This is a genomic window from Streptomyces sp. SID1328 (assembly GCF_009865595.1).
GTDB lineage: Bacteria > Actinomycetota > Actinomycetes > Streptomycetales > Streptomycetaceae > Streptomyces > Streptomyces griseoluteus.
In genome coordinates this window covers 1-6,958 of record NZ_WWKH01000988.1, presented here as the reverse complement: position 1 = coordinate 6,958, position 6,958 = coordinate 1, and the positions used below count along the sequence as shown (strand labels likewise).

8 protein-coding genes are annotated in these 6,958 nt (G+C 73.3%); 4 read left to right on the top strand and 4 right to left on the bottom strand.

Translation table 11 applies throughout. The features are described from left to right. The 3 genes from GT030_RS31820 to fxsA all read left to right on the top strand — a co-directional run. On the top strand, positions 1-1,062 hold a 1,062-nt coding region (locus GT030_RS31820), incomplete at its 5' end, for an amidohydrolase family protein (RefSeq protein ID WP_161204048.1). 555 nt (positions 1,063-1,617) lie between these two features. Next, positions 1,618-2,406, top strand: coding sequence for a polyprenol monophosphomannose synthase (locus GT030_RS31815; RefSeq protein ID WP_229918941.1), 789 nt, complete (start codon positions 1,618-1,620; stop codon positions 2,404-2,406). Positions 2,407-2,492: 86 nt separating this feature from the next. Then, on the top strand, positions 2,493-3,059 hold the full coding sequence (gene fxsA, locus GT030_RS31810) for an FxsA family membrane protein (RefSeq protein WP_161204047.1): 567 nt from the start codon (positions 2,493-2,495) through the stop codon (positions 3,057-3,059). 101 nt (positions 3,060-3,160) lie between these two features. On the opposite strand, the gene GT030_RS31805 is transcribed toward fxsA, so the two are convergent. From GT030_RS31805 to GT030_RS31790, 4 genes are all read right to left on the bottom strand, one after another. Then, positions 3,161-3,535 (bottom strand): RNA polymerase-binding protein RbpA, encoded by a 375-nt coding sequence (locus GT030_RS31805; RefSeq protein ID WP_003977404.1) that lies wholly within the window; start codon positions 3,533-3,535, stop codon positions 3,161-3,163. 267 nt (positions 3,536-3,802) lie between these two features. Next, positions 3,803-5,149 (bottom strand): MFS transporter, encoded by a 1,347-nt coding sequence (locus tag GT030_RS31800; RefSeq protein ID WP_161204046.1) that lies wholly within the window; start codon positions 5,147-5,149, stop codon positions 3,803-3,805. A gap of 62 nt (positions 5,150-5,211) precedes the next feature. Continuing rightward, positions 5,212-5,979 (bottom strand): glycerophosphodiester phosphodiesterase, encoded by a 768-nt coding sequence (locus GT030_RS31795; RefSeq protein ID WP_161204045.1) that lies wholly within the window; start codon positions 5,977-5,979, stop codon positions 5,212-5,214. After that, on the bottom strand, positions 5,976-6,629 hold the full coding sequence (locus tag GT030_RS31790; protein WP_161204044.1) for a hypothetical protein: 654 nt from the start codon (positions 6,627-6,629) through the stop codon (positions 5,976-5,978). Before GT030_RS31790 ends, GT030_RS31795 begins: the two co-directional genes overlap by 4 nt. 102 nt (positions 6,630-6,731) lie before the next feature. Here GT030_RS31790 and GT030_RS31785 point away from each other — a divergent pair. After that, the coding region (locus GT030_RS31785) for a GntR family transcriptional regulator (RefSeq protein ID WP_161204043.1) at positions 6,732-6,958 on the top strand (227 nt) is incomplete at its 3' end.

Below are 6,958 nucleotides of genomic sequence, written 5' to 3'. Positions count from 1 at the left end.
CGCGAGGCCGCCCTCGGCGCGCTCGCCCCGGCCCAGCGCGCCGAGGCCCAGCGCACCGCGCTCGCGCACGCGGCCTCCCTCGGCATCGGCTCGGTGCACGAGTGCGGCGGCCCGCAGATCTCCTCCGAGGACGACTTCACCGGCCTGCTCCGGCTCGCCGGAGAACTGCCCGGCCCCCGCGTCGTCGGCTACTGGGCCGAGCGGGACGTCGACAAGGCCCGCGAACTGGGCGCGGCCGGCGCGGCCGGCGACCTCTTCGTGGACGGGGCGCTGGGCTCCCACACCGCCTGCCTGCACCAGCCCTACACCGACGCCCCGCACACCGGCACCGCCTACCTGGACGCCGACGCGGTCGCCGAGCACGTCGTCGCCTGCACCGAGGCCGGGCTGCAGGCCGGCTTCCACGCCATCGGCGACGCCGCCGTCACCGCCGTGGTCGAGGGCATGCGCACCGCCGCCGAGAAGGTCGGCCTGGCCCGCGTACGGGCCGCCCGGCACCGGGTCGAGCACGCCGAGATGCTCACCCCCGACACCGTCGCCGCCTTCGCCGAGCTGGGCCTGATCGCCTCCGTCCAGCCCGCCTTCGACGCCATCTGGGGCGGCGAGGACGGCATGTACGTCCGCCGCCTGGGCGCCGAGCGGGCCCGCACCCTCAACCCGTACGCGGCCCTGCTGCGCGCCGGGGTGCCGCTCGCCTTCGGCTCCGACAGCCCGGTCACCCCGCTCGACCCCTGGGGCACCGTCCGTGCCGCCGCCTTCCACCGCACGCCGGAGCACCGGGTGTCGGTGCGGGCCGCGTTCACCGCGCACACGCGCGGCGGCTGGCGCGCCATCGGCCGGGACGACGCGGGCGTCCTGGTGCCGGGCGCCCCCGCCGACTACGCGGTCTGGCACACCGGTGACCTCATCGTGCAGGCCCCCGACGACCGGGTGGCCCGCTGGTCCACCGACCCCCGCTCCGGCACCCCCGGCCTGCCCGACCTCACCCCCGGCACCGGGCTCCCGGTCTGCCTGCGGACGGTGGTCGGGGGACGGACGGTGTTCGTACGGCCGGGCGAGTGATCTCCCGGCCCGGCGGTGGAGCCGAACGGGTGGCGCCGCCCGGTCGCCCGACCTGCGATCCTCGCCTTTTTCCGCGCCCTTCCCGGCGTAGCCGCTGGCCAGGGGGCTGTTGACAGCCGACGGCGGGGGACCGGTAGGTTCGGCCGCGTCCACCAACGGACGTTCGACCGGGGAGTGTTCGCATCCTCGTCGCGGCGCCACTGGGTCAGGACGGTGTGCCGTACCGGGGCATCGTCGACGGCAGCCAGGCGCAGTGTTCGCGCCGACGAGGGGACGCTCCGGCCGGTCGGCAAGGTGTGACCCGGATGGGGCCCGCGCGCTCAGTAGACAACGGCTCTCGGTCGATCCGCAGCCAGCGGGTCCCAGGTCGGCCCGAAGGGCGGCGCGGGCCCCCATCCGCCGCGGGAAAGCCACGGCGAGGCGCCGGAAACCCGCCGAGAGGCGCGCTCCTGCCCCGCTCACCGGCTTCCGGCACCGCCCGAGCCCCGTGCCGCCGCGTCATCGCAGGCCGTGACCACTATGGTGGACGCCTGCGCACGACATGAAGGGGCAGCAGTGAACGACGGCGACGGGACCCTCTCGGCCAAGGCCGGAGGGCGGCAGTTCGGTCCGCTCGGCACGGCCTTGGTGATCATTCCGACCTACAACGAGGCGGAGAACATCAAGACCATCGTGGGCCGGGTACGCAAGGCCGTCCCCGAGGCGCACGTCCTCGTGGCGGACGACAACAGCCCGGACGGCACCGGCAAGCTCGCCGACGAGCTGGCCGCCACGGACGACCACGTGCAGGTGCTGCACCGCAAGGGCAAGGAGGGCCTGGGCGCCGCCTACCTCGCGGGCTTCCGCTGGGGCCTGGAGCACGGCTACGGCGTGCTGGTCGAGATGGACGCCGACGGCTCCCACCAGCCCGAGGAACTGCCCCGCCTGCTGACCGCCCTCAAGGGCGCCGACCTGGTCCTCGGCTCACGCTGGGTGCCCGGCGGCCGGGTGGTGAACTGGCCCCGGTCCCGTGAGGTCATCTCCCGCGGCGGCAGCCTGTACTCCCGGCTCGCCCTCGACCTGCCGCTGCGCGACATCACCGGCGGCTACCGCGCCTTCCGCGCCGAGACGCTCCAGGGGCTCGGCCTGGAGGAGGTCGCCTCGCAGGGCTACTGCTTCCAGGTCGACCTCGCCCGCCGCGCGGTGAAGGCCGGGTACCACGTGGTGGAGGTCCCGATCACCTTCGTGGAGCGCGAGTTCGGCGACTCCAAGATGAGCCGGGACATCCTCGTGGAGGCCCTGTGGCGGGTCACCGCGTGGGGCGTGGGCGACCGTGTCGGCAAGATCAAGGCCAAGGGCAAGTAGGGGCGAGGCGGCGCCGTACGGGCCCGGCCCGCGGGGGTGATCCACCCCTTGTGCGGCACTGAGCCGGGCCCAGGCACACTGGAAGCATGACGACTGGCGCACCCACCCCTCCGCGGACCGGGCAGACCGGGCGGCCTAGGCGCTCGGCGCTGCGCAGGTATCTGCCGCTCGCCCTCGCCGCGTGGCTGGTGCTGGAGATCTGGCTGCTCACCCTGGTCGCGGACGCGGCCGGGGGCCTCGCCGTGTTCCTGATCCTGGCCGCGAGCTTCGTCGCGGGCGCGGTCGTGGTGAAGCGGGCCGGCCGCCGCGCCTTCCGCAACCTGGACGAAGCCCTGCGGCGCGGTACGGCCCCCTCCTCGGGCGGCGGCAGCAACGGCCTGCTGATGCTCGCCGGACTCCTGCTGATGCTCCCCGGCATGCTCTCCGACGTGGCCGGACTGCTCCTGCTGCTGCCCCCGGTGCAGAACCTGGTCCGCCGCCGTACCGAGCACGTGGTGAGCCGCAAGCTGCGCGCGGCCACGCCGGGTTCCTTCGGTGACGCCTTCCAGCAGGCCCGTATCCACCGTCCGGACGGCAAGGTGGTGCAGGGCGAGGTCGTCCGGGAGCGCCGCGACGACTCCACCGACGATCCCCGGCCGCCGCTGACCCGCTGAGCGGGCGGGTCCGGACAGCACAGAACCGCGGGCGCCGTACATCGTCACGATGTACGGCGCCCGCGGTTCTATGTGCGCCAGGTCGGCGCAGCCCCTTCGGGCTACGCGGACTTGCGGCTGTCGCGCGGGTGTACCGCGATGTTCATCGCGCCCGACCGCAGGACCGCCAGACGCTCCTCGAGGACCTCTTCGAGCTCCTCGCGGGTGCGTCGTTCCATCAGCATGTCCCAGTGGGTACGCGCGGGCTTGGCCTTCTTCTCCTCAGGGCCGTCGCCGTCGACCAGGAGTGCCTGGGCCCCGCAGACCTTGCACTCCCACTCCGGCGGAATCTCCGCCTCGACCGAGAAGGGCATCTCGAAACGATGCCCCTTCTCGCATGCGTACTCCACGGCCTGGCGCGGGGCCAGGTCGATGCCGCGGTCCGTCTCGTAGCTGGTCACCACGAGGCGCGTACCGCGAAGAGCTCGCTCACTCATGAATCGTGCCTCCCGGGCTTGTCGCCCACAGGACAGGTGTCGCTGTCGTCGTCATCCGGTCAACGTCCGGTCGGCGGTAAAGATTCCCGTTCCGAGTCCCGTTCCGGGTCGTGCGTCGCCGTCGTAGCCGCCCCTTGTTGTACCCACACGCGCCCGGTTTGTCACATCTGCTCGCAGATATGACCCAGCGTTTCGCTGTCTTTGACGCGCAGTAACGGTACGTCTGGCAGGCCAAACGCGTACACTACCGCCCTTTCGTGTTGAACGCTAAATCCTTTCGGGGACCGGGTTCCCCGCCTCGCCGATCGCACGCCGGACCGGCACCCGCGCCAGCAGGACGAAGCCGATCACGAAGAAGGCCACCAGGGAGACGATCGCGGAGCGGTAGCTTCCGGTGAGCTGGTAGGTCACCCCGAACAGCAGCGGCCCGAGCCAGCTCATGCCCCGGTCGCTCATCTCGTACGCGGAGAAGTACTCCGCCTCCTTGCCCGGCGGGATCAGGTGGGAGAACAGCGAACGGGACAGGGCCTGGCTGCCGCCGAGCACCAGGCCGATCGCGGCCGCCAGCACGTAGAAGAACACCGGCGCCCCGGCGGGCAGGAAGTACCCGGCGGCCAGGGTGCACGTCCAGGCCACCAGGGAGCCGAGGATCGTGCGCTGGGCGCCGTAGGACCTCGCCAGCCGGCCCATCGCCAGGGCGCCCCCGACCGCGAGCACCTGCACCAGCAGGACCGCGCCGATCAGCGTGGACTGCTCCAGGCCCAGCTCCTCCGAGCCGTACACCGAGGCCTGGGTGATCACCGTCTGGATGCCGTCGTTGTAGACGAGGTAGGCCAGCAGGAAGGCAAGGGTGCGGGGATGGCGGCGCATGTCCTTCACCGTGGCCGCCAGTTGCCGCAGCCCGGTCGGGGCGGCGGCCGCCACGCGCGCGTGCCGGTCGCGCAGCCGGCGCAGCGGGATCAGCGCGAAGGCGCCCCACCACAGCCCGGCCGAGGCCAGGCACACCCGCACGGCCGCCGGCTCGGAGAGCCCGAAGGAGCCGTGGGCCAGGTACAGCACCAGGTTGACGACCAGCATCAGGGAGCCGGCCGCGTAGCCGAAGGCCCAGCCGCGCGAGGAGACCCGGTCGCGTTCGGCGGGCGGGGCGATCTGCGGCAGGTAGGAGTTGTAGAGCATCATCCCGACCGACTGCGCCGCGTTGGCCACCACCAGCAGCAGCCCGCCGAGCAGATACCGGTCCCCGTCCAGGAAGAACATGCCCGTCGTCGCGGCCGCCCCGGTGTACGCGGCCGCAGCCAGCAGCGGCTTCTTGCGGCCCGTGCGGTCGGCCAGGCTCCCCACCAGGGGCATCACCAGCACCGCGACGATCACGGACAGGGAGACCGTGTAGGCGAAGAACGAGCCGGCGCGCACCGGCAGCCCGAGCGGGTGCACATAGCCGTCGGCGTCGGCCGCGTGCCGGGCCACGGCGGTCAGATACGGGCCGAGGAACACGGTCAGGACGCTCGTGGAGTAGACCGAGCACGCCCAGTCGTACCAGTACCAGCCGCGTTGCTCGCGCCGTGAACCCGCCGTCTCCTCGGGCGTTTCCGCCCGCACGGTGCCTATACCCACCCCGCGCCCTCGCTTCCCCGCCGCAGTGCCGTGCCAAGGCGGGGGAGGCGCCGGGGGCCTGGTCAGACCCAGACGCCGCGGTCCTCCATGACCTCGCGCAACGTGTCGATGTGATCGGTCATGATGCCATCGACCCCCAGCTCCAGGAGCCGGTGCATCCGCTCGGGTTCGTTGACCGTCCACACGTGCACCTGGAGCCCGCGCGCGTGCGCCGCCCTTACGAAGCGCCCGTCCGCCACTGGGACGCCCGACTGGGTCTCCGGCACCTGCGCCGCCACGGCCGAGCCGCGCACCGGGGCGGGCAGCCCCCAGGAGCGCAGCCGCAGCCCCAGCACCCCCAGGGTGCCGAACGAGGTGGCCAGTCTCGGCCCCGCGAGCCGCTGCGCCCGGCGCACCCGCGCCTCGGAGAAGGAGCCCAGACAGACGCGGTCCCAGGCGTCCGTCCGCCCGACCAGCTCCAGGAGGGGCAGCAGGGCCGCCTCTGCCTTCACGTCCACGTTCCAGCGGACCTCGGGGAACGTCTCCAGCAGCTCCGCGAAGAGCGGCACGGGCTCCCGGCCGCCCACGCGGGCCTGCCGGACCTCCGCCCACGGCAGGTCGGCGACGCGGCCGGTGCCGTCGGTGACCCGGTCCAGGGAGTCGTCGTGGAAGGCGACCAGCGTGCCGTCCGCGGTGAGGTGGACGTCGGTCTCGATGTAGCGGTAGCCCAGCGCGACCGCCCGGCGGAACTGCGCCACCGTGTTCTCCACCCCCTCCGCCGCCCCGCCCCGGTGGGCGAAGGGGATGGGGCCGGGGTGGTCCAGGTACGGATGGCGTATCGGCTCGGTCACCGGCGCAGTATCGCGCGCTCCGGCTCGTGGCCGGCAACCACCCTGCTCGGTACGGGCACCGGGCGCAGCGCGAAGACCCGCAGGAAGGACTGGGCGAGCGGGCCGATCGCCAGCGCGTACAGCACGGTGCCGACGCCGACCGTGCCGCCGAGGGCGAAGCCGGTCGCCACCACGGTGACCTCCACACAGGTGCGGATCAGCCGGATCGAGCGGCCGGTGCGCCGGTGCAGGCCGGTCATCAGGCCGTCGCGCGGGCCGGGGCCGAAGTCCGCCGCGATGTAGAGGCCGGTCGCCGCGCCGTTGAGCACGACCCCGGAGACCAGCAGCGCGATCCGCGCGGCCGGGCCGTGCGCGCCGGGCAGCACGGACAGGGTGGCGTCCATGGCGAAGCCGATCACCAGCACATTGGAGACCGTGCCCAGGCCGGGCCGCTGGCGCAACGGAATCCACAGCAGCAGGAGGGCCGCGCCGAGCAGGGTCAGCACCACGCCCATGCTGAGGCCGGTACGGGCGGCGAGCCCCTGGTGCAGTACGTTCCACGGCTCCAGGCCGAGGCCCGAGCGGACGAGCAGCGCCGAACTCGCCCCGTACAGCGCGAGACCGGCGTAGAGCTGGAACAGCCGGCGGGAAAGACGGCCCGGAGTGGACATGGGATACCCCCCTGGGTGGTGACAGTGGCCTTGTTCGTGTCACTCTGTGGCTTGGGACGGAGGGCCATCCATGGCCAATCCGGGGAAGGTGGACTGATCTTCATGGCGCATTGGACCTCGGCGGTGGGTGCCGCTCAGCTCGCCCGGCTCCTCAACTCCCAGCAGGAACGGCCGGGTGGCCCCGGCACGCGCCGTCCGCCCGCCTATCGCGCGCTGGCCGACGGCATCCGGCTGCTCGTCCTGGAGGGCCGCGTCCCCGTGGCCGCGCGGCTGCCCGCCGAGCGCGAGCTGGCCCTCGCCCTCTCCGTCAGCCGCACCACCGTCGCCGC